Source organism: Streptosporangium sp. H13245 (genome assembly GCF_055690525.1).
The window spans coordinates 44,000-64,912 of record NZ_JBSZKT010000018.1 but is presented as its reverse complement, the minus strand read 5'-3'; the positions used below and the strand labels follow the sequence as shown (position 1 = coordinate 64,912).

16 protein-coding genes are annotated in these 20,913 nt (G+C 71.0%); 6 read left to right on the top strand and 10 right to left on the bottom strand.

Going from position 1 to position 20,913, the window contains the following annotated elements:
• Window positions 1-221: 221 nt before the first annotated feature.
• Together ACW9TB_RS23925 and ACW9TB_RS23920 are read left to right on the top strand one after the other, a co-directional pair.
• Complete coding sequence (locus ACW9TB_RS23925) at window positions 222-788, top strand: gluconokinase (protein WP_472750289.1); 567 nt, start codon at window positions 222-224, stop codon at window positions 786-788.
• On the top strand, window positions 785-2,158 hold the full coding sequence (locus ACW9TB_RS23920) for a GntP family permease (protein WP_472750288.1): 1,374 nt from the start codon (window positions 785-787) through the stop codon (window positions 2,156-2,158). Before ACW9TB_RS23925 ends, ACW9TB_RS23920 begins: the two co-directional genes overlap by 4 nt.
• 85 nt (window positions 2,159-2,243) lie before the next feature.
• Here the strand turns inward: ACW9TB_RS23920 and ACW9TB_RS23915 are convergent, their stop codons facing one another.
• The 3 genes from ACW9TB_RS23915 to ACW9TB_RS23905 all read right to left on the bottom strand — a co-directional run bounded on the left by ACW9TB_RS23915 (window position 2,244) and on the right by ACW9TB_RS23905 (window position 4,592).
• Window positions 2,244-3,038 carry an SDR family NAD(P)-dependent oxidoreductase gene (locus ACW9TB_RS23915; RefSeq protein WP_472750287.1) on the bottom strand — a complete coding sequence of 265 codons (795 nt, stop codon included), beginning with the start codon at window positions 3,036-3,038 and terminating at the stop codon, window positions 2,244-2,246.
• A 283-nt stretch (window positions 3,039-3,321) separates the two neighbouring features.
• Window positions 3,322-3,894, bottom strand: coding sequence for a carboxymuconolactone decarboxylase family protein (locus tag ACW9TB_RS23910; protein ID WP_472750286.1), 573 nt, complete (start codon window positions 3,892-3,894; stop codon window positions 3,322-3,324).
• 242 nt (window positions 3,895-4,136) lie between these two features.
• The gene (locus tag ACW9TB_RS23905; protein WP_472750285.1) at window positions 4,137-4,592 is read right to left on the bottom strand and encodes a winged helix-turn-helix transcriptional regulator; all 456 of its coding nucleotides are present in this window, start codon (window positions 4,590-4,592) and stop codon (window positions 4,137-4,139) included.
• A gap of 131 nt (window positions 4,593-4,723) precedes the next feature.
• Here ACW9TB_RS23905 and ACW9TB_RS23900 point away from each other — a divergent pair, with 131 nt between their 5' ends.
• The gene (locus ACW9TB_RS23900; RefSeq protein ID WP_472750284.1) at window positions 4,724-5,434 is read left to right on the top strand and encodes an SDR family oxidoreductase; all 711 of its coding nucleotides are present in this window, start codon (window positions 4,724-4,726) and stop codon (window positions 5,432-5,434) included.
• A gap of 20 nt (window positions 5,435-5,454) precedes the next feature.
• On the opposite strand, the gene ACW9TB_RS23895 is transcribed toward ACW9TB_RS23900, so the two are convergent.
• Entirely contained in the window at window positions 5,455-6,045 is a 591-nt protein-coding gene (locus ACW9TB_RS23895; protein ID WP_472750283.1) for a phosphoribosylanthranilate isomerase, read from the bottom strand.
• A 159-nt stretch (window positions 6,046-6,204) separates the two neighbouring features.
• Between ACW9TB_RS23895 and ACW9TB_RS23890 the strand changes: the two genes are divergently transcribed.
• Window positions 6,205-7,239 (top strand): aldo/keto reductase, encoded by a 1,035-nt coding sequence (locus ACW9TB_RS23890; protein ID WP_472750282.1) that lies wholly within the window; start codon window positions 6,205-6,207, stop codon window positions 7,237-7,239.
• Between the two features lie 120 nt (window positions 7,240-7,359).
• On the opposite strand, the gene ACW9TB_RS23885 is transcribed toward ACW9TB_RS23890, so the two are convergent.
• Window positions 7,360-9,006: a penicillin-binding transpeptidase domain-containing protein gene (locus ACW9TB_RS23885; RefSeq protein WP_472750281.1), complete on the bottom strand. Its 1,647-nt coding sequence runs from the start codon at window positions 9,004-9,006 to the stop codon at window positions 7,360-7,362.
• A gap of 217 nt (window positions 9,007-9,223) precedes the next feature.
• Entirely contained in the window at window positions 9,224-10,039 is an 816-nt protein-coding gene (locus ACW9TB_RS23880; RefSeq protein WP_472750280.1) for a PIG-L family deacetylase, read from the bottom strand.
• Between the two features lie 196 nt (window positions 10,040-10,235).
• On the opposite strand from ACW9TB_RS23880, the gene ACW9TB_RS23875 reads away from it, so the two are divergent.
• Window positions 10,236-10,844, top strand: coding sequence for a TetR/AcrR family transcriptional regulator (locus ACW9TB_RS23875; protein WP_472750279.1), 609 nt, complete (start codon window positions 10,236-10,238; stop codon window positions 10,842-10,844).
• Window positions 10,841-11,782: an SDR family oxidoreductase gene (locus tag ACW9TB_RS23870; protein WP_472750278.1), complete on the top strand. Its 942-nt coding sequence runs from the start codon at window positions 10,841-10,843 to the stop codon at window positions 11,780-11,782. The genes ACW9TB_RS23875 and ACW9TB_RS23870 overlap by 4 nt, the downstream gene beginning before the upstream one ends.
• Here the strand turns inward: ACW9TB_RS23870 and ACW9TB_RS23865 are convergent.
• The 4 genes from ACW9TB_RS23865 to metE all read right to left on the bottom strand — a co-directional run bounded on the left by ACW9TB_RS23865 (window position 11,773) and on the right by metE (window position 20,842).
• Complete coding sequence (locus ACW9TB_RS23865; protein WP_472750277.1) at window positions 11,773-15,756, bottom strand: NB-ARC domain-containing protein; 3,984 nt, start codon at window positions 15,754-15,756, stop codon at window positions 11,773-11,775. The two genes, ACW9TB_RS23870 and ACW9TB_RS23865, sit on opposite strands and share 10 nt — an antisense overlap.
• A 571-nt stretch (window positions 15,757-16,327) precedes the next feature.
• Window positions 16,328-16,834, bottom strand: a complete 507-nt coding sequence (locus tag ACW9TB_RS23860; RefSeq protein ID WP_472750276.1) for a lytic polysaccharide monooxygenase auxiliary activity family 9 protein — start codon at window positions 16,832-16,834, stop codon at window positions 16,328-16,330.
• A 295-nt stretch (window positions 16,835-17,129) separates the two neighbouring features.
• Entirely contained in the window at window positions 17,130-18,431 is a 1,302-nt protein-coding gene (locus ACW9TB_RS23855) for an aminotransferase class V-fold PLP-dependent enzyme (protein WP_472750275.1), read from the bottom strand.
• 185 nt (window positions 18,432-18,616) lie between these two features.
• Entirely contained in the window at window positions 18,617-20,842 is a 2,226-nt protein-coding gene (gene metE, locus ACW9TB_RS23850) for a 5-methyltetrahydropteroyltriglutamate--homocysteine S-methyltransferase (RefSeq protein ID WP_472750274.1), read from the bottom strand.
• Window positions 20,843-20,913 lie beyond the last annotated feature (71 nt).

Below are 20,913 nucleotides of genomic sequence, written 5' to 3'. Positions count from 1 at the left end.
CCCCAGCAGGTCCGCGAACCCCCATCCGGTCCCCGAACCGGGTTTATTCAGGACGCTCCGGTGCAGTCCCATAGTCGTCCGGTTGCCGACTGCCCACAGCGGCAAACCACCACAAACAGTGACATATCTTCACAAAAGTATGATTCCTCAATATCAACTCTGGGTTGCGCGTCACTGATCCGGTCAGGCTGCCGCGAAGATCGACATGGGAGGTCGTCTCCATGAACCCCGCTCAGGATCCCGTCCCACCGCCCCCCGGCGCCGCGCTGCTCGTCGTCATGGGTGTGACCGGTTCCGGCAAGACCACCGTGGGCACCGCCCTCAGCCAGCGGTTACGGGTGCCGTTCGCCGACGCCGACGACTTCCACAGCGAGGCCAACATCGCCAAGATGTCGGACGGGATCCCCCTCGACGACGAGGACCGGCTGCCCTGGCTGCGCGCGATCGGCGCCTGGCTCGGCGAACATGCCACTACCGGTGGCGTGGCGAGTTGCTCGGCGCTCAAACGGAACTACCGCGACATCCTGCGCGAGTCCGCGCCGACGGTGACCTTCGTCCATCTTCACGGTGAGATGGACGCCGTACGCCGGAGAGTGTCCGACCGCCCGGGGCACTTCATGCCCGCCTCGCTGGTCGAGTCGCAGTACAAGACCCTGGAGCCCTTGGAGCCCGACGAGCAAGGGATCGTCCTCGACTTCTCCATGTCCGTGGACGAACTCGTGGACGCCTACCTCGCCGCGACGGCACCCGAGGACCAGGCCGCGGGCGAGGCCGGGAGCGCGAGGTGAGCCCCCTCCTGACCGCCCTCGCCGAGCCCGCCGCCACCTCCCCCGGCAGGCTCGTCCCGGCGGCGCTCGTCGGCATCGCGCTGATCGTCGTACTGATCACGTACTTCAGGCTGCACCCCTTCCTGAGCCTGACCCTCGGCTCGCTGGCGGTCGGAGCCGTCGCGGGGCTGGCGATGACCGACACCATCGCCGCCTTCACCGACGGGTTCGGCAGCACCGCGGCCGGGGTCGGCACACTCATCGCGCTCGGTGCGATGTTCGGCAAGCTGCTCGCCGACTCCGGCGGGGCCGACGAGATCGTGGACACGATCGTCGGCCGGTCCAGCCCCCGGTCCCTGCCCTGGGCGATGGCCGCCGTGGGCGCGCTGATCGGCCTGCCGATGTTCTTCGAGATCGGCCTCGTACTGCTGATGCCGGTCATCTTCCTGGTCTCGCGCCGCTCCGGCGTCTCCCTGATCCGGGTGGGCATCCCCGCGCTCGCGGGCCTTTCCGTGATGCACGGGCTCGTCCCTCCGCACCCGGGCCCGCTGGTCGCCATCGACGCCCTCAAGGCCGATCTCGGCATCACGCTGGGCCTGGGCGTGCTCGTCGCCATCCCGACGGTCGCCATCGCCGGACCGCTGTTCTCCAAGTACGCGGCCCGCTGGGTGGACGTACCGGCACCGGAGCTCTACGAGACCCGGCCCCCGGCGGAGGACACCCGGCGGCCGTCGTTCGGCGTCACCCTCGCCACCGTGCTGCTGCCGGTCGTGCTGATGATGGGCAAGGCCCTCGCCGACATCCTCGCCCCCGAGGGCAACGTCCTGCGCACCGTGCTCGACTTCCTCGGTACGCCGCTGGTGGCGCTGCTCATCGCCGTCATCGTGGCGATGTTCACCCTGGGCCTCGGCGCCGGGATGGACAGGAAGGCGATCGCGAAGTCCCTGGAGCAGTCGTTGCCGCCGATCGCGGGCATCCTGCTGATCGTGGCCGCCGGAGGCGGTTTCAAGCAGACGCTGATCGACACCGGGATCGGCGACCTCATCGCCACGTGGGTGGAGAACAGCGGCCTGTCGGTGCTGCTGCTCGCCTGGCTGGTCGCCGTGCTCATCCGGCTGGCCACGGGCTCGGCGACCGTCGCGACCGTCACGGCCTCGGGGATCCTGGCCCCGCTGGTCGCCAACCTCAGCGTCGGGGAGACCTCGCTGCTCGTGCTCGCCATCGGCGCGGGCTCGCTGTTCTTCTCCCACGTCAACGACGCGGGCTTCTGGCTGGTCAAGGAGTACTTCGGGCTCACCGTGGGCCAGAACATCAAGACCTGGTCGGTGATGGAGACGATCATCTCGGTGACCGGCCTGGTCTTCGTCCTGATCCTGAGCCTCTTCCTATAGCCTCTGGCCTCTCGACCTCCGCGCGACCCGGGAGGCGCCGCCGTACCGCTCAGGAAACGGCGGCGCCTCAGGAAAAAACGGCGCCTCAGGGGACGATGGCGTCGACGTATCCCCCGTCGACGCGCAGGGCGCCCCCCGTGGTGGCGGAGGCCTGCGGTGAGCTGAGGTAGACGACCATGTTGGCGATCTCCTCAGGTTCGATCAGCCGTTGCAGGAGCGACTGCGGGCGGTGCTCCCGCATGAAGGCGCGCTGGGCCTCCTCCCAGGGCAGGTTCCGGTCGACGAGCTCGTAGACGAACTCCTCCACACCGCCGGTGTGGGTGGGCCCGGCGATGACGGAGTTCACGGTGACGCCGCTGCCCGCGGCCTTCTTGGCGAAGCCGCGCGAGACGGCCAGGAGCGCGGTCTTGGACATGCCGTACTGGATCATCTCGATGGGGGTGACGATCGCGGAGTCACTGGCGATGTACTGGACGCGGCCCCAGGAGCGCGCCACCATCCCCGGCAGGTAGGCGCGGGTGAGGCGGACCGCCGACAGGACGTTCACCTCGAAGTAGCGGCGCCACTCGTCGTCGGTGACCTCCAGGGCGTCCTTCGCCTCGAAGATCCCGAGGTTGTTGACCAGGATGTCGACCTCCGGCAGGAGGTCCACGGCGCGGTCCGCGCCCTCCTGGGTGGCGAGGTCGGCGGCGAGCGGGACGACCTGAGCGCCGGGGACCTCCGCGCGCAGCGCGTCTCCGGCGGCCTGGACCTTGTCGGGATTACGGCCGTTGACGGCCACCGTCGCGCCCGCCCGCGCGAGGCCGGTGGCGATGGCCGCCCCGATGCCCTGAGTGGATCCGGTGACCAGCGCCGTCTTGCCGGTGAGATCGATGTGCATGCGTCACGTCCTTGGAACCCGGCGTGGAGCCGCCCGCCGGTGCGGGCGAGCCCTTCACGACCTGGTGATATGTCGTCCAGCTGATCAGGTGTTCGTTCCCGCGCCCGCCGGTGTGGAACACGCGGTGATCATTTTTTGGGGAACGGGCCCGGACGACGGTTTTCCCGGCAACGCGCCCGTGTCCCCGGTCAGCGTCGACGCGTACCGGGACGAAACCGGCCTCCCACCTCCTGGAACGGGGCCGCCTCACTCCTTCACGGGGGTGTCCGGCGACGATCGGGGCCTAGCTGTCGTCACCGTCCCAGGCGAAGGCGTGGAACGGCGGGTCGAGGGGGGCGTCGATCAGCCGGTTGGCGAAGGTCGAGATCGTGTACGCGCCGACGCCGAGGACGACGTCGAGGGCGTTCCGTACGCTGTAGCCCGCTTCGAGGAACGCCCGCGTCTCCTCGTCGCCGACCGCGCCGCGATGGTCCATGACGGCGAGGGTGAACGACCGGAGCGCCTCCGCGCGCACGTCAGGGAGGGGCTTCCGCGCCCGGAGCGCCTCGACGACCTCGGACGGGGCCTCCAGCCTGACCAGCGTGGCGGTGTGCATCGCCACGCAGACGTGGCAGCCGTTGCGGGTGGCGACCGTCATGACGACGATCTCGCGGTCGACCGGGTCGAGGCTGCTCTGCTCGAAGGTGGCACTGGCCGCCAGGAACCCCTTGAGCAGTTGCGGGGAGGTGGCCATCCGGCCGACCGCCGAGGGGACGTAGCCGAACTTCCGCTCCACGCCCTCGACGGTGGGGCGGGCCTCGGGCGGAGCGCTCTCCGCGGTGTGGGTGACGAAAAGGGCATGGACGTCGATGGACACGGGGCCTTCTCTCTGAGTTCTGGGAGCCCTCGGAGCCCTCGGAACGCGGGCTCGACGGTCGCGCGTCACGGCGATGTCGTCAATGAGGTTGTCTATATAGTAAACATGATTGACGACTTTGGCAACGACCCCCCTCAGCGGCGGCTCAGATATCGGCGGACCCAGATGTCGACGGGCTCAGGCTCCAGCAGACCCAGGCTCCAGCGGGCTCAGGTGGCAGCAAGGCTCAGGCGTCGATGGGTTCAGGTGTCGGCGACGACGAAGGCGACGTCCTCCCGGGGAATGGGCGTACCGGCGTCGTCGACGAACGCGACGCGCAGCGGGCGCCCGGAGGACCGGCTGCGGCGCAGCACCGAGGGCCCGGCCTCGTGGGGCCGGTTGGCGTCACCCCACTGCTGGAGCGAGGCGAGCACCGTCGTCAACTCCTCTCCGGCCGGGGTCAGGTGGTAGCTGTGACGGGCCCTGGCCCCTGGCTCGCGATAGGGGCGACGCTCCATGACGCCCGCCTCGACCAGCGTGTTCAGCCGACTGGTGAGCAGGTCGGAGGCGATCCCCAGGGAATCGCGGAAGTCGGCGAACCGGGTCAGGCCGAGGTGGGCGTCCCGGACGATCAGCAGCGTCCACCGCTCACCCAGCACCTGCAGGCTCCGGGCGATGGAGCAGCGCGGTTCGAGGTCGCGGTCTGTCTTCGTACGCATGGTTCCATCCTATGCGAGGTTGGGTTTTCCAACTCAGAGTGCTAGGTTTGAAATAACAACCCAGACCCCGGCGACCCGTGACGGGGAAACCGTCTCGCGGCGTCCTCGCCACCGACCACGTAAGGAACATCATGCGGATCAACGGTTCTGTGGCCCTCGTCACCGGCGCCAATCGCGGGCTCGGCGAGCGGTTCGTCCAGGCGCTGCTCGAAGGCGGCGCGTCGAAGGTCTACGCCGCCGCGCGCAACCCCGGCGCGATCACCACTCCCGGCGTGGTGCCCATCGCGCTGGACGTCACCGACCCGGCGGCCGTACGCGCGGCGGCCGATCTGGCGCGGGACGTCACCCTGCTGGTCAACAACGCCGGAAGCTCCACCGGGGCCGGGCTCCCCGACGGGGACGTCGACGCCTTCCGGCTTGAGATGGAGACCCACTACTTCGGCACGCTCGCCATGAGCAGGGCCTTCGCCCCCGTCCTTGCCCGCAACGGCGGCGGAGCCGTCCTCAACGTCCTGTCCGCGCTGTCCTGGGTCGCCTTCCCCGGCGCCGCGGCCTACTCCGCGGCCAAGTCGGCGGCCTGGTCGCTGACCAACGCGCTGCGCCTGCAGCTCGCCGAGCAGAGGACGCTGGTCACCGCCCTGCACGTCGGGTACATGGACACCGACATGGCCGCGCACGTCGACGCGCCCAAGAGCGATCCCGCGGTCGTCGCCCGCACCGCCCTCGACGGTGTGGAGGCCGGGCTGTACGAGGTCCTCGCCGACGGGACCAGCAGGGGCGCCAGGGCCGCGCTCTCCGGCGATCTCACCGCGCTCTACCCTCAGCTATCCGGGAGCCGCTGAACCGCGCCGGTTCGCCCCGCTCAGGCGTTACGGGCGGCGGTGACGAAGTCCCCGATGAGGCCGGAGTCCTTCACCCCGGGCGCGACCTCCACACCGCTCGACACGTCGACCCCCCACGGCCGGGCGGCGGCGATCGCCTCGGCCACGTTCGACGGGTCCAGCCCTCCGGCCAGCATCCAGCGGCCCGCCGGGCGCCCGCGTACGGCCGCCCAGTCCCACGGCTCCCCCGAGCCCGGCCTGGGCGCGTCGACGATGAGCAGGTCCTCGTCGAAGGCGCCGCAGCGCAGGTCGGTGCTCGCGGCCCCGGCGCGGACCAGCGTGACACCGAGGTCCTTCAGCGCGGTGAAGTCCTCGTGCGGGTGGTCGCCGTGCAGCTGGACGGCGCGCAGCCCCGCCTCCAGCGTGACCGCCCTGACCTCGTCGGAGGACTCTCCGGCGAACACCCCCACGGTCAGCACGTGCGGGGGCACCGCCGAGGCCAGCTCCCGCGCCCGCGCGGGGGTGACCCGCCGCGAGCTCCTGGTGAGGACGAACCCGATGGCGTCGGCTCCCGCCTCGACGGCGGCCGTCACATGGCCGGGCTCGCGCAGCCCGCAGATCTTCACGTACACCCTGTGTACGGTAGCCGGTTCCCCCGCCCGCGCGACATCGGTCACGGCCCGCCCCCGGACCCCTTCGCGCCCTCCTGTTGCCGGTACGGGGTTGACCTGGAGTCCACTCCAGCGGGAACAGTGGGAGCCGTGAATCCCGACGAGCTTGGAGAGCGGACTATGAGGCGGATCATCGGTCGCAGCGGTATCGAGACCAGCGCGCTCGGCATGGGGTGCTGGGCGATCGGCGGCCCGTGGAAGGGCGGCGACGACCAGTTCGGCTGGGGCCCGGTGGACGACGACGAGTCGATCCGCACCGTCCACCGGGCCCTCGACCTCGGGGTGACCTTCTTCGACACCGCGAGCAACTACGGGGCCGGGCACAGCGAGTCGGTACTGGGCCGGGCGCTGGCCGGGCGCCGCGAGGAGGTCGTCGTGGCCAGCAAGTGGGGATGGACCTTCGACGAGCGGACACGCGAGGCCGGGGGCTCGGACAGCAGCGCCGCCTACCTGCGCGACTGCCTTGAGGGATCGCTACGGCGGCTCGGCACCGACTACATCGACCTCTACCAGCTCCACATCAACGAGCTGCCGGTTACCGAGGCGCTCGACCTGATCGACACACTTGAGGACCTGGTGGCCGACGGACGGATCCGGTCGTACGGCTGGAGCACCGACAACGCCGAGCACGCCAGGGCGTTCGCGATCGCGGGCCCGCACTGCACCGCCATCCAGCACGACATCTCGGTGCTGCGGGACGCGGCCGACGTGATCGCGGTGTGCGAGGCGACCGGCCAGGCGAGCGTCAACCGGGGGCCGCTGGCGATGGGCCTGCTCAGCGGCAAGTACAACGACGGCCGTACGGTGGGCCGCGACGACGTGCGCAGCCAGGGCTTCGACTGGCAGATCTACTTCGGGCGGGACGGCGCCGCCGTGCCGGAGTGGTTCCCCCGCATCGAGGCCGCGCGCGAGCTGCTCACCTCCGGCGGCCGTACGCTCGCCCAGGGCGCCCTCGCCTGGCTGTGGACGCGCAGCGAGACGACGATCCCGATCCCCGGGTGCCGTACCGTCGCGCAGGTCGAGGAGAACGCGGGCGCGCTCCGGTACGGGCCGCTCAGCCCGGACGAGTTCGCCCAGCTGGAGGAGGTGCTGAAGGACCTGCGGACCACCCCCGACGCGAAACCCCTCGCCGAGGAGCCCTCCCCGGACGCCTGAGCCGTAGCGCGCGGTCATCTCCGACGGCTGAGTCCGCCGGGGACGTGACGCGCGATCGAGGCGACACGGACGACGGGGCGCACGGCCCATCCCGCGATACGGCGAGGTTCCCGGAAGCCGTCAGAGGGCGTTCAGGAACCTCGCGGCGATCGGCGCCGCGACCTTGCCCCCGGCGCCGCCGTGCCGGACGAACACCGCGAACGCCAGGGAGCCCCGGTAGCCGATGAACCAGGCGTGGTCCCCGCCGCCCTCGACCTCGGCGGTGCCGGTCTTGCCCGCGGTGTCCGGCGGGAGCCCGGCCTGGGAGGCCGTTCCCTGGGTGACCACGGCGCCCATCATCGTCCGCAGGCTCGCCGCCACCCCCTCGTCCAGCGGTACGGGCGGCGGCGAGTCCGCGGGAGGCTCGTCGGTCGTGATCGCGGGCTTCCACACGCCGCTCGCGACCGCGGCGGCGACCTCGGCCATGCAGAGCGGGCTGGCCTGCACCGAGTTCTGGCCGATGGCGTCGGAGCCCAGCTCGTCCGGGCTCCCGTACGGCTGGATCCGGCAGGAGCTCAGTCCCGGCTTCTCCCGGAAGCCGAACCGGTCGGCCGCCTCGGCGCGCAGCCGGTCGTCGCGCAGCCGCTCGTACGTCTGCTGGGCGAAGGTGGTGTTGCAGGAGAGCGCGAAGGCGGTGGTGAGGGGCACGCTGCCGTGGTCGACGCCGTCGGAGTCGCTGAAGCTCCTGCCGTTCGGGATGGTGTAACCGGCGGGGCAGGCGACCGGTGAGTCCGGGGTCAGGCCGCCGCGGAGCAGCGCGGCGGCGGTCACGACCTTGAACGTCGAGCCGGGCGGGTAGAGGCCGCTGAACGCCTGCTTGCCGCCCAGCGTGTCCGCCACCGCGCGCACCTGGGCCGTCTGGACATCCACGGCGACGATCGCGGCGGGCTGCCCGACGCCGTCCAGGGCGCGGGCCGCGGCGGCCTGCACGGGCTGGGAGATCGTGGTCCTCGCCCCCGAGGTCGGCGGGGGCGGCGAGTCCAGCAGCACCTGGCCGGAGGGCTCCTCCTCCAGTCTCAGGTCGATCACCGTGTCACCCAGCCCGGCGAAGTAGTCGCCCGCCCTGCTGTCGCGGGGGAACGGCAACCCCTCGCGGGTCAGCGTGGCCGGGCTCCGGACCTCGGTCTCCCTCAGCCGTACGTTGCCGCCGTCCTTGAGCGAGGGGTGCATCGTCTCGGGGGACCAGCGCACCTTCCACACCCCGAACCGCAGTTCCAGGCGCAGGACGGAGTCGAACGGCCAGTCGCCCAGCCCCGTGACCTGCCGTACTCCCCTGAACGGCATCTCGGCCGCGTCCTCGCCCTGGTGGCGCAGGTCGCCGGGGGTGAGGGAGAGCGAGGAGACCCGCAGGTCGGCGTCGAAGCCGCGGTGCCGGACGCCGAAGTCGGCCGGGGGGTCGACGACCATGCCCGTCATGGTGGCGAGGTCTCCGCCCTGCCAGGCGGTGAGGTAGTTCGCCGCGGTCGTCTCGGGACCGCTCTGCGGGTTCGGCGTGGCCGGGGTCAGCGTGACCAGGTTCGGTGGCGGTGAGACGGACGCCGGGGTGGGCGCCTCCCCCGCCCGCACCGCGTTCGCCCTGATGTCCGGGTCGTCGGGGTCACCGGACGAGGAGGGCCGCGGCGAGGGCGAGGCCACGACGGCGCCCGGGGCGGCCACCACCCCGTACACGCCGAAGGCGAGGATCGCGGCCGCCGAGATGATCAGCGCGAGGAGCCGTCGATCACGCATACCGTTTACTCCCCCGGGTTTGCAGAGTTGCATACCAGAGAAAAGATCGTAAAGGTGATAAGAAGCGGTTAACCAGGTTTTTCCGGACTTCGGTATGACACCGTATCCCACGACGACCCCGCGAGCCGTCCCCGCACAGAAACCTCACGACGGGCCGTCTTTCCGGGGCACCTCTCCTTAACGAAAACCGTCGGGTTTTGGCGGAAACCGCCGAGCCTTAGCGGAGACCGTCGAAAAGATCGTCCTCGCGGTCGGCGGCGGGGACGTGGTTGATGTGGCGGATGAACGCCTCGTGCGCGAACGCCTGGTGCTGGGCCTCGGCGGGCATGCGCAGCAGGAAGATGTTCTCGCCCTGGCTCGCGTGCGCCTCCAGCGCCTTGCGCTTGCGCTCCACCTGGGAGGACACGTCGACGATGGTGGTGAGCCGCTCCTCGGGTACGCCGAAGTCGTCGGGAAGCTCAAGGTCCTCGGGAGCGGCGCCGGTCGAGCGGAGAAACTCGAACAGCTCGGCCATCCGCTCGCGGGGCACGGCCGTGTAGTAGAACTTGCGGGGAATGCCACTGGCCTCGGCCGCCGCGAGGGCGATCCGGTGGGCCTGGATGTGGTCGAGGTGGCCGTAGCCGCCGTTCTCGTCGTAGGTGACGACGACCTGCGGGCGATAGCGTTCCATCAGCTCGACCAGTTTGCCGACGGCCTGCTCGAAAGGCGCGTTGGCGAAGGACCCGGGCGCCTCGTTCGCGGCCCAGCCGACCATGCCCGAGTCCTGGTAGCCGAGCAGCTCCACGTGGGAGATCCCCAGGTGGGTCGCCGACTCGCGGAGCTCCTCCAGCCGCAGCGCGCTCACCGCCGCCTCGTCGTGGCCGGGCTCCCCCGGCTTCACCCCGCCGGGGCCGTCGCCCTGCTCACCGTTCGTGCAGGTGACCAGGACGGTACGGATGCCCTCGTCCGCGTACCGGGCGAGGATCCCGCCGGTCCCGAGCACCTCGTCGTCGGGGTGCGCGTGCACGGCCATCAGCGTCAACTTCTCATCCATGATTTTCTCCTCATTCGCGACAAGTGCCCAGCGGACCGGCCCACTCTACGGCGGCCACCGAGCAGCTCGGAGCAGCGGGCGGATCGCCGGAACCGGCATACCGAGGTGGCTGGGAAACACCGAGGTCCAGGCATCCGGCGGGCCCTGGGACGCGTGCTATAAATAATGACTGTTCATTATCTAATGGGGTGAGGTCATGGCCGGACGACCGCGCACGATCAGCGAGGAGCGCATCATGGTCGCGCTCGCCTCGGCGGTCGGACGGGTGGGGCCGGGACGGCTGACACTGGCCGACGTCGCCGGGGAGGCCGGGGTCTCGACGGGCGTGCTCGTCGGGCGGTACGGCAGCAAGCGTGACCTGCTGCTCGGGTTCGTCCGGTGGAACCTGGCGGAGAAGGCGTTCGCCCAGCCGATGCGGACCGCGTTCGAGTCCGCCGCCGATCCGGTGGAGGGGCTGATCCGGGCGGTGGTGCGCGGCGCCGGGCCCGACGTCGAGCCGGAGGAGTTCGCCAACCACCTGGCGTTCCTTCACCTGGAGCTGGCCGACCCCGAGTTCCGCGAGCTCCTGGGCGAGCACGACGCGGCGGTCCGCGCCGAGCTCGCCGCCTACCTGCGGTCGGCCGTGGCGAGCGGGCACCTGGTGGCGGGCGCCGACGTGGACGCGCTCGCCGCCGCCGTCGACTCCATCCGCAACGGCACCCAGCTCACCTGGGCGATGACCAGGTCGGAGCCGCTGGCGGCGGCACTCCGCCGCGACCTGAGCACGCTGCTCTCCCCGTACCGGCACGACAAGGAGGACCGATGACAAATCAACCGGCGACAGGCGAACCGGTGACGGACAGGCCACTGGCGGGGCAGGTCGCCCTCGTGAGCGGAGCCACCCGAGGCGGGGGCCGGGGAGTAGCCGTCCAGCTCGGCGTGGCCGGGGCGACCGTCTACGTCACCGGCCGCAGCACGGCTGCGGCGAGATCGCCGATGAACCGTCCCGAGACCATAGAGGAGACCGCCGACCTGGTGACCGTCGCCGGTGGTCACGGCATCGCCGTCCCCACCGACCACCTGGACACCGACCAGGTCCGCGAGCTGGTGGCGCGGATCGACCGCGAGCAGGACGGCAGGCTCGACATCCTGGTCAACAACGTCTGGGGCGGCGACCCGCTGACGGTATGGGACAAGCCGCTGTGGGAGCAGCCGCTCGACGGCGGCCTGCACCTGCAGCGGCAGGCGGTGCACACGCACATCATCACCAGCTGGCACGCGCTGCCGCTGATGGTGACCCGCCGCCGGGGCCTGGTCGTGGAGGTCACCGACGGCACCGACGAGCAGGACTACCGGGGCACCTTCTTCTACGACCTGGCCAAGGCCTCCCTCATCCGGATGGCGCGGGCGCAGGCGGGTGACCTGCGGCCGTACGGCGTCACCGCCCTCGCGATCACGCCCGGGTTCCTGCGGTCGGAGGCGATGCTCGACCACTTCGGCGTCACCGAGGCCACCTGGCGCGACGGCATCGCGCAGGACCCCTACTTCGCGATGTCGGAGACACCCGTCTACCTCGGCCGCGCGGTGGCCGCGCTCGCCGCCGACCCCAAGGTGGACCGCTGGAGCGGGCGGTCGCTGTCGACCTGGCAGCTCGTCAAGGAGTACGGCTTCACCGACGCCGACGGCTCCCGGCCGGACTGGGGCGGCTACTACAGCGCGACCCAGCGCCAGAGCGACGGCGTCGTCCCGGAGGACTATCGATGACCCCCTGATCGCCCCTGTTCCGGCTGTCCGGGCGGGGGGTAGAGGTCGAACCCGTACAGGCCCTGGTCGCCACCGGCGGCGATGGCGAGACCGCTGGGGAACCAGGCCAGGCAGTTGAGGCCCGCCTCGACCCGGGCTCCGGCGGCGAACGGGTCGCCGTACCTGTCCCACACCCGGATGGCGCCGTCGTCGGAGCACGTGGCGAGCAGGTTGCTGTCCGGGGAGATGGCCACGCCGCGGATCCTTCCCTCGCCGCCGGACAGCTTCGCCCGTTCCGTGCCGCCCGCCGACCAGACGCGAGCACTACCGTCGTCGAAGCAGGCGGCCAGCCAGGTGCCGTCGGGAGCGATCACCACTCCCCTGGCCGGTCCCTGGCACCCCTTGAGCGAGGCCCGCGCCTTCCCGTCGGCCCCCCACAGACCGGCCGTGCCGTTGGCGGAGAAGATGGCGAACCACCTGCCGTTCGGCGCCACGGTGATCTCACCGATGGCCTCCACCCTGCTCCTCAGGGCGGCGTACCGGTGCCCGTCCGGCTTCCAGAGCTGGATCTTCCCGTAGATGGACATGGTGGCGAGCCAGCCGCCGTCCGGGGAGATGAGAAGGTGGGCCGTCGCCCTGATGTTCGCGACCAGGACGGCGCGCTCGGTGCCGTTGGCCCACCACACGCGGGCGGTGCCGTCCTCCGAGCAGGTGGCCAGCCAGCTGCTGTCGGGAGCGATCACCACCTCGCGCACCGGCCCGGTGTGACCGGCGAGCACCGCCCTCCTGCTGCCTCCCGCGCCCCACAGCCGTACGGACCGGTCGGCCGACCAGGTGGCCAGCCAGGTGCTGTCGGGAGCGATCGCCACTCCCCGCAGGCGTCCCGCGTGTCCGGTCGGGATGGCCCGCCTGCGGCCACCGGCTCCGCGTATCCGGACGACGTGGTCGCCGGACCAGACGGCGAGCCACGTCTTGTCCGGTGAGACCGCGCCACGGTGACCGTTCTCCAGGGGAACGGTGAGGGTCGCCCCCTCGATCCTGTCCTCGTTCCAGAGTTTCACCGACCCGTCACCGGAGTGGGTGGCGATCCAGCTTCCCTCGGGGGAGATCGTCACCCGGCGGACCGTCCCGGTCCGGCCCCTGCGGCCCTGCCGGGCGGCGCGCTCCGACTGCCAGATCCGGATCGTGCCCTCGTCGGAGCAGGCGGCGAGCCAGCCGCTGTCGGGGGCGATCACCACCTGACGAATCGTCCCCGCGTGCCCCGTCAGCGCGGCCCGCTCACCACCGTCGGCCTCCCACAACCGCACACTCCGATCACCGGAAAGCGTCGCCAGCCAGCTCCCGTCCGGGGCGATCACCACCTGACGGACCATCCCCGCGTGCCCCGTCAGCGCGGCCCGCTCACCACCGTCGGCCTCCCACAACCGCACACTCCGATCACCGGAAAGCGTCGCCAGCCAACTGCCATCCGGAGCGATCACCACCTGACGCACCGCCCCCGTGTCCCCCGTCAGGACGGCCCGCTGCCTGCCGTCGGCCTCCCACAGGCGTACGGGACCGGTGGGCGCCCAGGTGGCGAGCCACGAGCCGTCGGGAGAGATCCGCATGCCCGCCCCCGTCCCGGTGTGCCCCGTCAGGACGGCCCGCTCGACGCCGTCGGCCCCCCACAGGCGCACGCTCCCGTCTCCGGACAGGGTCGCCAGCCAGGAGGCGTCTGGGGAGACGGCGATCTTGGAAACCTTGCCGATCGGCCTGCTCCTGCCGACGACCTTCTCGTCCTCCTGGCTCCAGCCGCGCATCCTCAGGACGTCCTTCAGCCGCCGCGGCTTGGTTCTCACCCTGACCTGGCTCCGGAGGATCAGGTGTCTCCTCCCGCCGGGGCTCCACAGGCCGACCCCGCCCGTCGCGGAGAGGGTGGCCAGCCACGAGCCGTCGGGCGCGGCCACCATCCCGGCGAACTTTCCCATCCCTCTCCGCAGGACGGCGCGCCTGCTCCCGTCCGGATTCCAGAGGCAGGCCCTTCCGCTCGTGGAGAAGGTGGCCAGCCACGAGCCGTCCGGTGCGACCGCCATCCCGGCGAGTTTGCCGATCCCGTTCCGCAGGACGGCCCGCTCGGTGCCGCCGATCCCCCAGATCTGCACGCGCCTGCTCCCGGAACGCGTCACCAGCCACGAGCCGTCCGGCGCGACGACGACCTCGTGCACCGGCCTGCCGTGGGTGGCCAGCGTCGTCCGGGTGGTGCCGTCGACCTTCCAGACCTGCGCGCCGCCGTCGCGGGCGTGCACGACGAACCGCGATCCGTCCGGGGTGACCGACACCCCGTCGAGCCGTCTCGTCGCCGAGGTCAGGGTCCGCAGGAGGCAGGTGGCGCCGTCGTCGGGCAGCGGCCAACGGGCTCTCAGGAAGACGGTCTCGTTCTCCTGGCTGTAGCGCTCGACCGACGCCCGCATCGGCGGGAACGCGTAGAGGCGGGCCAGCAGGTTCGCCGTGGAGACGGCGTCGGACTCGAAGGGGGTGAGCAGGTGGGCGCTGCGGGCGATCAGCCGCCGGACCCCGGCGACGGAACGGGAGGTCGACAGCGCCAGATCCGACTCCGCCGCGGCCACCCCGAACGCGCGTACGCGGGTGACGAACCACCGCACGTCGTGCAGGAGCGATTCGAGCTCCCGGTATCTCCTCGCCTCGGAGAGATGGAACAGCAGGTGGTCCCAGAGGTAGGGCACGGTCTGGGGCAGCCGCCACCATTCGGCGTCCGCCGTGAGGTCGTCGTCGGGTATCAGGCTCCTGGCCTCGTCGAGGAGGTCGCGGTTGGCGGCCTCGGCGCGCTCCCTTCCCAGGCCGTCCTCCGAGCGGACGGCGGAACGGACGACGTCGTGGATCGTGATCGACGGCGCCGCCCCCTCCGCGTGGCGCCTGCCGATCAGCGCGAGGTCCTGAAGCCGTCCGCAGAGCCGTTCGGTCTGCTTGGACGTGAGGCCCGCGGTGCCGCGCCAGAGCAGCTCGACGACGGCGGCCGGTATCTCGACGTCCTCGGGGAAGACGCCCAGCTCCAGGAAGCGGGCGCGGTCGAACGCGCCGAGGGCTTCGAGGCCGTGTTCCACGGTGGCGAGCACCGCGGTCTCCCGCTGGGGGGCGACGGTGACGTCCAGGACGGCGGGGACGGTCCGGCCGAGCCGCTCGACCGCCCGGCGGGCGGCGACGTCGGCGTTCGTCCCCGCGCCGTGCTCGTCGCGCAGCCGCGCGTTGACGAGGGACAGCAGCAGCGGCCACCTCCCCGTCAGCCCCACCAGGTCGCTGACGACGCCGGGGTTCATCGGCGGCAGCCCCCGGCTCAGCACCTGGACGGCCACCCTCGGCGCCATCTCGTCGACGATCATCGCGATCGCCTTCGGGGGCAGTGCCCTGGGCAGCCGGGTCGTCACCAGCACCCGGGACCTCACGGCCGCGGACAGGAAGGGCCTCAGCTGCTTGAGGCTCCACACGTCGTCGACGACGAGCAGCACGTGGCCCCGCTCCGCCAGGGCCTCGGCCATCCGGTGACCGGCCTGCTCGGGGCTGGAGAACTCCGGCCGGACGCCCAGCACGGCCTCCGTGACGTCGTTGGCGAGCGCCGCGATGTCGGCACCGGCGCGGTCGCGGCCCACGGTGACCCAGATGACGCCGCCGCCGAACCGTTTCCGCACCTCGTCGCTGTGACACGCCTCCACGGCCAGGGAGGTCTTGCCGAACCCGCCCGCCCCGGCGAGACCGGTGGTCAGGCCGACCGTGCCCGAGCCTCTCATCGTCAGGGTGGAGACCACGTCGTCCAGCTCGGTCCTCCTGACCCACCCCGCCTGCCTGTCGGGCACCAGGAAGAGCCCTCCGCGCGCACGCGACCGCATCAGTTTCGGCGTCAGCCAGGTCAGCAGGACGACAAGGACGGCGGTTAATCCGAAAACAACAACCCATTCGATCCTGTGCGCGACAACCGTGTCCGGCAGATATTCTTCGACCATTCGCACCGGAAGTCCGATCAGAATTCCGAAAACCACCAGAATCACCGTGGTGACATCGGTGATTCTTTTTGTGCGACGAGCCACCGACCACTCCTGCAGTGCCGACCCCTGCCCCGACGGGCGCCGGGAACCCTGGACGCACGATATCTGTTCCCCATTGACCCTGAGTTGAATCACCGAGGTTCCGGCAATTAAAGCGCATACGAAAAGTCGCGTTGCACAGTTTGAGCTGCTATGTCCACGACGTCGCGCCCACCATTCCGGATCCCATTCAAGGTAGATCCTTTTCCGTGACAGCATGGTCGCCCTTGGTGACCCTCTTCGGGCGTCCTTCGAATCACCCGGAGAGGGACGGGCCCCGAAAGGTGACGGAACGACAAAACCGCCCCCGCGCCCGCCGGGCCGGAGACGGCGGGGTGCGCCGTCGGGCCGTGGAGGGTACGGGAGCGGTTCGGGTCTGCCGGGTCGCGCCTCTCCCATCAGACCCGATCAGACCCGGCCGGATTCACCGGATCCGATCGGGCCTGAAGGTCAGAAGGGTGGAGAGGCGGAGGGTCAGAAGATCAGCGGGTTAGCGCTGCAGGTCGACGCAGGAGTAGAAGGCGTTGGCGGTGTCGGCGATGTTCCAGACGGCGAGGACCTTCAGACGGCCGGTCCTGCCACCCAGGTTCACATTGTGCGAGACGGTGGCACCGGGCTGCCTGCCGCCGTCGTTGAACACGGCGATGCGGGTGTTGCCGATGAAGTACTCCCACGTGCTGGTGGCGTGGCGGGCGGTCAGCACCCAGTTGAAGGTGACCGAGTTGCCCACGCTCGTCGCAGGCCAGCCCTTGCTCTCGTTGCTGAGCTGCGAGAAGCGGCCGACGTTGCCGTGGCAGTTCTTCAGGCCCTTGGGACCTTCCACACTCTGGGGCTCGTAGATGATGTCGCCGCAGCCGGTGACCCGGCCCTGGGCGCACATGGCCTGACGGCTCGGCGGCGACGAGATGTAGCCGTGCGCGTTGGCCGGTGACGCGATGAACACGGTCGAGGCGATGGCGATGATCGCCGTCGCGAGGAAGGTGACCGTTCTGCGCATATCCTGCTCCTTCGCTGGGGGGATGACTCAAATATAAAAGAAACTTTCCTAACAGTAAATATTTGAGTCACGGAAGATTCGGAAGCCCGTCAGACATCCGGCCTTGCCCCGTCCCGGTCGGATCCGCTCGGACACCCCTCCCGTCCCGTCCCGGCACGGATCCCTTAGAACACCCACTTCATCCGGGAACGCGTCCGGGCGGACGCGCCCTCGTCCGGGCGCGGATCCCTTCGGGCCCCTCTTCGCCTGGGCACGCGTCCGGGCGGGCACGGCCCCCTCCGGGCACCCCGCCCGTTCAGGCGCGCATCCGCCGCGCGATGTCCCGTACCGCCACCGCCAGCAGGTCGACGTCGTCGCGGGTGGTGAAGAGCGCCGGTGTCACCCGCACGCAGTCGCCCCCGACCGGCCCGCCACGGCGTACCGTGAAGATCCGGTACCGCTTCATCAGGTCCGTGGTGATCGCGACGTTCTCGGCCTCCGACGTACGGCCGGTGATCCGGAACGCGGTGATGGTGCCGTACATGGCGGGCTCCTCGGGGGTGAGGATCTCCAGGTTGCCGATGTCGAGCACCTGGCCCACCCAGCGGTCGCGCAGGAAGCGCAGCCTCGCCTGCTTGGCGGCGGCGCCGAGGGCGTCGTGGAAGTCCAGGGCGGTACCGGCCGTCAGGACGGGGGCCACGTTGAGGGTGCCGCTGTGCACCCGCGAGCGGATGTCGTCGCGCGGGAAGGTCTCGTCGCGGAAGGCGACGTCGACGTCGGCCAGGCGGTTCTCCCGGATGTAGAGGAAGCCCGCCCCCAGCGGCACCCCCATCCACTTGTGCAGGGAGAACGCGGCGAAGTCGGCGCCCAGGTCGTCCACGGTGAAGTCCAGGTGCCCCCAGGAGTGGGCGGAGTCGACGATCACGTCGATGCCCCGCTCGCGGGCCATCGCCACGATCTCCCGTACGGGGACCACCAGCCCGGTGCGGTTGTTCATGTGGCTGAGCAGCAGCAGCCTGACCTTCGGGTGCTGCGCGAACGCCCTGGCGTAGGCGTCCAGCACCGCCTGGCGGGTCGCCGGCTCGGGGATGACCAGTTTCTCCACCCGGACGCCGCGCCGGTCGCTCAGCCAGTTCATGGCGTACTGCCCGCTGTGGTAGTCCAGGTCGGCGTACAACACCGAGTCGCCGGGCCGCAGCCGCCGGTAGCCGGAGATCAGCAGTTGCAGGGCCTCGGTGCCGCCCCGGGTGAGGGCGATCTCCTTGACGGAGACCCCGAGCATGGTCGCGATCCGCTGCCTGACCTGGTCGGCCCGGTCCTTGTAGGTGGTGCGCAGCAGGTACGAGTTCAGCTCGTTGAGGTGGTCGGTGTCGCGGTGGTAGGCGCGGCGCACCGGCTCGGGCATGATCCCGTAGTAGCCGTTCTCCAGGTTGACGAAGTCCTTGGTGACCCGGTACTCCCGCGCCACCCCGTTCCAGAAGCCCTCGTCCTCGGCGAGCCGTTCGGGGGTGACACCGGCGGGAGCGGCGAGCGGCCGAGGGCCCGGTGGAGGGGAAGGGGAAGGGGAGGCGGCCAGCGCCCCCAGCCCGGCGACCATCTCACGCCTGGACAAGCTCATAGAAACCACTCCACACCGATCAGCGAGAGCCCACGGCACGGCGCGGCCCCGACCTGTTCCAACGGACCAGTCCCAGTGTGCGCGGGACACTCTCCCCGGACGGGCATCCGTACCGCTCAGGCGTGGCGTGACGGCGAAGCGGGGGTGTGACCCGAGCGGTCACACCCCCGCGGACACGATGACCGCTAGACCGTTTCCGCCCGGACGCGCAGGGCCGCCTCGACCATGTTCCTGAGGCTGGCCTCCGTCTCCGGATAGCCTCGGGTCTTCAGGCCGCAGTCGGGGTTGACCCAGAGCAGGGCGGGATCCACCGAGGTCACGGCCGTACGCAGGGCCGCCTCGATCTCCCCCGCCGAGGGCACCCTGGGCGAGTGGATGTCCCACACGCCGGGCCCGATGCCGCGCGCGTAGCCGAAGGCGCGCAGGTCGTCCAGGAGTTCCATCCGGGAACGGGCCGCCTCGACGCTGGTCACGTCGGCGTCCAGGTCGCCGATCGCACCGATGATCTCCCCGAACTCCGAGTAGCACATGTGGGTGTGGATCTGCGTGCTGTCGGCCACCCCGCTGGTCGCCAGCCGGAACGCGTCGACCGCCCACTTCAGGTAGGCCTGGCGGTCGGCCCGACGCAGCGGCAGCAACTCGCGCAGCGCGGGCTCGTCGACCTGGATGATCCTGATGCCCGCCGCCTCAAGGTCGCGGGTCTCGTCGCGCAGGGCCAGCGCCACCTGCCGGGCGGTCTCGCCCAGCGGCTGGTCGTCGCGGACGAAGGACCAGGCCAGCATGGTGACCGGTCCGGTCAGCATGCCCTTGACCGGCTTCTTCGTCCGCGACTGCGCGTAGGAGGCCCAGCGCACCGTCATCGGCTCGGGACGGGAGACGTCACCGAACAGGATCGGCGGGCGGACGTAGCGGCTGCCGTACGACTGCACCCAGCCGTGCTCGGTGGCGGCGTAGCCCTCCAGCGTCTCGGCGAAGTACTGGACCATGTCGTTGCGCTCGGGTTCGCCGTGCACCAGCACGTCCAGGCCGATGTCCTCCTGCAGCGCGATGACGCGGTCGATCTCGGCCTCCATCCTGCGCTCGTACCCGGCCCTGTCGATCTCGCCCGAGCGCATGGCGGCGCGGGCCTGGCGCACCTCGCCGGTCTGCGGGAAGGAGCCGATGGTGGTGGTGGCCAGCGGCGGCAGGCCCAGGTCGGCGTTCTGCACGGCGAGCCGCTCGGCGTGCGGGGCGCGCGGGGTGCCACTGCCCAGGGCGTCCAGCCTGGCCCGCACCCGGGGGTTGAGGAACCGCTCCGCGCTCCGCTCCCCCGCGACGACCTCCTCGCCGTTCAGCGCCCTGCCGATCCGTACGACCTCGTCGACCTTCTGCCTGGCGAAGGCGAGCCGCTCGCGCAGCCTCGGGTCCAGCGAGGTCTCGGCGTCCAGGTCGAGCGGGACGTGCAGCAGCGAGCAGGAGGTGCTCACCACCAGCCGGTCGCACAGGCCGAGCAGCGCGGCGCAGGTCCCCAGCGCCTTCGCGATGTCGGTACGCCAGACGTTGCGGCCGTCGACGACCCCGGCGACGAGGGTCTTGCCGGGCAGCCCGCCGACGGCGGCCAGCGCCTCCAGGTTGCCGGGCGCCGAGACGAAGTCCAGGCCGACGGCCTCGACCGGGCCGCGGGCCAGGATCTCCAGCGCGGGCCCGATCTCGCCGAAGTAGGTGGCCACCAGCAGCCTCGGCCGACTGCTGAGCGCGCCCAGCCGCTCGTAGGCCCGGCGCAGCGCGGCCAGTTCCTCGTCCGTACGGTCGGCGGCCAGCACCGGCTCGTCCAGCTGCACCTCGGTCACCCCCGCCGCTGCCATCCGTTCCAGCAGCTCGGCGTAGGTCTCCAGCAGGCTGTCCAGCAGCCGCAGCGGCGCGAAGCCGGGCGCGGTGGACTTGGCAAGCAGCAGGAACGACAGCGGCCCGACCAGCACCGGCCGGGTCTCGACGCCCAGCCGCCGCGCCTCGGCGTACTCGGTCAGCGGCTTGCTCCAGCCGAGCCGGAACCGGGTGCCGGGGCCCAGCTCCGGGACCAGGTAGTGGTAGTTGGTGTCGAACCACTTGGTCATCTCCAGCGGCGCCACCCCCTCGGCGCCCCGGGCCATCGCGAAGTACGGATCGGCGGCCCCGGAAAACCGCTCGGGAACCGCGCCCACCAGCGCGATGGTGTCCAGCACCTGGTCGTACAGGGAGAAGGTGTTGGACGGCACCGCGTCCAGCCCCGCCCCCGACAGCTCCCGCCACGTCCGCTCCCGCAGACCGGCCGCCGCCTCCTGAAGACCCGCGGCGTCGACCCGCCCGGCCCAGTAATCCTCCGTCGCCCGCTTCAACTCGCGACGGCCCCCGATACGCGGGTACCCCAAAATGGTCGTGGTGACCTGACTCATGGCGTCCTTCCCTCGGCTCATGCCATGCCGACCCACGGCCACGCGGAGGAAACGGGAAAGACGCATCCCAG